At 43.0% G+C, this 3,082-nt stretch carries 6 protein-coding genes; all 6 read right to left on the bottom strand.

The features are described from left to right. Nucleotides 1-113 precede the first annotated feature (113 nt). The gene (locus HMPREF2926_RS02310; RefSeq protein WP_070586313.1) at nucleotides 114-701 is read right to left on the bottom strand and encodes a hypothetical protein; all 588 of its coding nucleotides are present in this window, start codon (nucleotides 699-701) and stop codon (nucleotides 114-116) included. 1 nt (nucleotide 702) lies between these two features. Next, complete coding sequence (locus tag HMPREF2926_RS02305; protein WP_070586312.1) at nucleotides 703-1,029, bottom strand: hypothetical protein; 327 nt, start codon at nucleotides 1,027-1,029, stop codon at nucleotides 703-705. A 17-nt stretch (nucleotides 1,030-1,046) separates the two neighbouring features. Continuing rightward, a complete protein-coding gene (locus HMPREF2926_RS02300) occupies nucleotides 1,047-1,511 on the bottom strand; it encodes a hypothetical protein (protein WP_070586311.1) in 465 nt (154 codons plus the stop codon). Nucleotides 1,512-1,522: 11 nt separating this feature from the next. Continuing rightward, nucleotides 1,523-2,368 carry a lytic exoenzyme target recognition domain-containing protein gene (locus tag HMPREF2926_RS02295; protein ID WP_070586310.1) on the bottom strand — a complete coding sequence of 282 codons (846 nt, stop codon included), beginning with the start codon at nucleotides 2,366-2,368 and terminating at the stop codon, nucleotides 1,523-1,525. Nucleotides 2,369-2,379: 11 nt separating this feature from the next. Further along, nucleotides 2,380-2,709: a phage holin gene (locus HMPREF2926_RS02290; RefSeq protein ID WP_070586309.1), complete on the bottom strand. Its 330-nt coding sequence runs from the start codon at nucleotides 2,707-2,709 to the stop codon at nucleotides 2,380-2,382. A 1-nt stretch (nucleotide 2,710) separates the two neighbouring features. Further along, nucleotides 2,711-3,082, bottom strand: a 372-nt coding sequence (locus HMPREF2926_RS11270) for a hypothetical protein (protein WP_256263004.1), incomplete at its 5' end; no start/stop codon positions are given.

Raw genomic sequence — 3,082 nt, 5'->3', positions numbered from 1 at the left:
TGGGAGGGGAAGAACTAATATCTAACTAAAAGATCCAAAGCTATTGATACGCTTACCATTTTGAGACTGGCCAACTGCGACATATCTACGATTTCCAGACAGACCAGTTAATTTTATTCATGATTTTGATTTCCTTTCAATTCTGCGATTTCTTTTTTAAGCTCGATAATGGTATCAACCAAACGTTGGAAGTGACCATCATCGTCAACATACCAAAGGCCGTTAGTTGCTATTTCATCGTCTTCATTAATATTTTTGGAAACGATTGTCCGTTCAAGACCTTGCTCTTTGTTTAGAGAGTTGTTGTAATCATTCCATTCCTCTTTGGTCGTAAATTGTTGCATATAAAATCCAAGGACCGTATTGGAATTAATTTGATATTCCCATTCAAAAGGCCCTGTCCATTCAATTTTGCCAGTCTCTGGGTCTTTGAAGAACGGCGGACGATCCAAGCCTTTAAAAAATAAGGAATTTGTCTGCTTGTCTCTCACGATGTAGAACGGAAGATTCACAGTAGGGGCGCCAACCTCAGACCCTTTTAATTCCTCAAAAATCGTTACCCACGACGCGTCCGATTTTAACCATTCCAGCTTTTCAATGTTCTGGATTTTAGTAGCTGTGTCTGTTTCGATTTTATTTGATCGAGTGGTTAAATCTTTGATATCCCGTCCGATTTGTTTAAATGCTTCGACTAGATTCATGCTATTCTCCTTTCGCTTGGTTGTATGCTGCGAGATAATCAACGTCAGTTACAGCGTCAATTTTTTGACCAAGTTCGGTCAACTTAGCCACGATAGCGCTACTCGTGTCACCGTTGAGAGTGGCAATTTTCTCAGCGATCTCTTTGAGTGTGTCGAGATTTTCTGGGACACCTTCACCAAGAATATCAGCTTTCACACGCTGGATTGCTTCATTGAGCTGTTGCTCTGTGATTCCTGCGCTCACTTCCTTGTCGTTGATTGCATTACGCAAGTTTTTGATATCTGATCCAATTGCTACTACTACTGCTTCAAGTTTATTTTCTGCCATATTTTATTCCTTTCAAATCAAATTTTAGCTAAATTGTAAATCGCTACTAGGTCCGGAAGCTCTTCCGTCTGCGGCCCGTTCGGGTGCGCCGAAATATACTTGTCGATTTCTTCCTTGACGTTATTCTTCACAAGTTCCAAGACTTGCTCGCTGGTATATTCCTCCGCTGACCGGACCACGTCAACTCGGACGCTTTGGTCGCTCGGAAATACATACCCAGCGCAATCAACCTCGACAAGATAGCTATCGACTGGTAAGACTTTGGAAATCTTAAACGATACCTTTGAGCCTTGGACAGTAGCGCTAAACGTTGCTTTGCCTTTTTTGCTCACAAAGTGGATTGTAGCTGCCTGCCCGTCGAGGTCAATCGGTACCCAGTTTTCATCATATAATGCGAAACCAAAGAGGGAAGCCGAGTCGCCTTGCTTAACGACCCGACCGCCCTCAAACTGCTTTAAATTGGTACAGTTTGAGCGATTCATTCAATCACCCCTCATTCATAATAGTTGACTAAATCGTCTTTGTCCCAGCATGACAGCCAAACCGGGCCGAATTGTCCAAACTCAAACAAACGCCAGTAGTAACCGCCATAGTAACCGCCCTTGCCCGTATCTGCGATATGGGCTTCATCGAGTTCAAAGCTGAAATACATTCCAGACTTAAAGTCTTTATCAGCTCCGTCTGGCAAGTTATTGCCATTTTTGTCAACCCAGTTTACCAAAGACACAGGGATCCCGTTCTCGGTCCAGTCAAAGCCAACGGGCGCGAGATAATCGCACTTGATTTGATAGATACCGTTGACATACTTGACCTCATTCGCTTGATAAAAGGCCTTGTCTTTCGGTTGTACTGCCGTGTTCGCTTGATTGTTGGTCTGTGGTGCTGTGTCAGCGTATCGCCAAACCTCGATATAATTAGGCTTGTTCCAGCCGTAATAATCGTTCCAAGGATAGGTATTAATAGCTTGTCCGACTGCTCCTTGCGTTGAATAGTCGCAAGAGATGAAGTATGTATCGTCGATCATCGCCCCGACATGCCCACCAGCGCCACCAGATGAAGACATATCAGCACCCCATGACATTAGAATAATATCGGCCGGTTGTGCGTCCCAGTTTTGATTGATACTTACGCGGTAAAAGCCGTTATTAGCTAGTTGCTGGCCAAGAGTTACCGTTGACGGTAACCCGATGATATTGATTCCGGCTTCTTTTAAAACTTGCGACATGATACCGGAGCAATCCCCAGTACCGTCCGAACCGTTTCGACTACCTAGCATTGAATAGGTAATTAGTCCGCGACGACTAATAAAGCCGTTTACAATAGATTGTTGTACACTCATGTTCGACCTCTCTATTTCTTCCATTCTTCGTTAGCACGTTTAACGGCTGCTTCGATAAAGGTATTGAGTTCTTGATTCGTCAAGTGGATATTTTGCGATTCAAGACCCTCGATCAAGCTCGTTTTAGCGTGCTCAAGTTTATCCTTACCGTGGATATCCAATTTATCCGCGACCTGCTCTGTAGCGTTGACCGCATTTTTAGCCAAGATCTCAATGATCTCGATTGCTTTCTTGCCTCCACGCATGAGCAAGTATTTCTTGATCGCTTGAACCACGATCCCAGTTAATACAACTAAAATGCTCATAGCTGATGAAGTAATAATGCTTGTGATTTGATCCATGTTATTTTTCCTCTTTAATTTCTAGCTCCAAAAAGCGCTCAAAGAGCACTTTAATAGCACCGTTACCACCTAATTCGACGTAACTTTCATATAATTTTGACAACTCTTCTAGTTCATGCTGATTCGTGTATCCGCGTTTGAGCGCGTTTTTCAAATTTTCCTGCAATCGAAAACGTTGAAGTCGTTGTAAGCCTTTCCCGATAATCGTTAAATTTCGCTGGTTATCTTTCCCAATTTCTTCCACGGTTGAGACTGACTTCTCGAGGGTGCCTATCTTATTAGATAGACCCTCAAGACGTTTGTCAGCTTCTTTGGAAGTTTTTGTACTCTTAAAGGAAAAGTAACTTGGAATGATAACGACTAAAACGGGAGT

Origin of the sequence: Streptococcus sp. HMSC078D09, from assembly GCF_001813675.1 — a bacterium.
In the GTDB taxonomy this organism is placed as follows: Bacteria; Bacillota; Bacilli; order Lactobacillales; family Streptococcaceae; genus Streptococcus.
The sequence above is the reverse complement of the archived record's forward strand: the minus strand, read 5'-3'. Positions and strand labels throughout refer to the sequence as shown.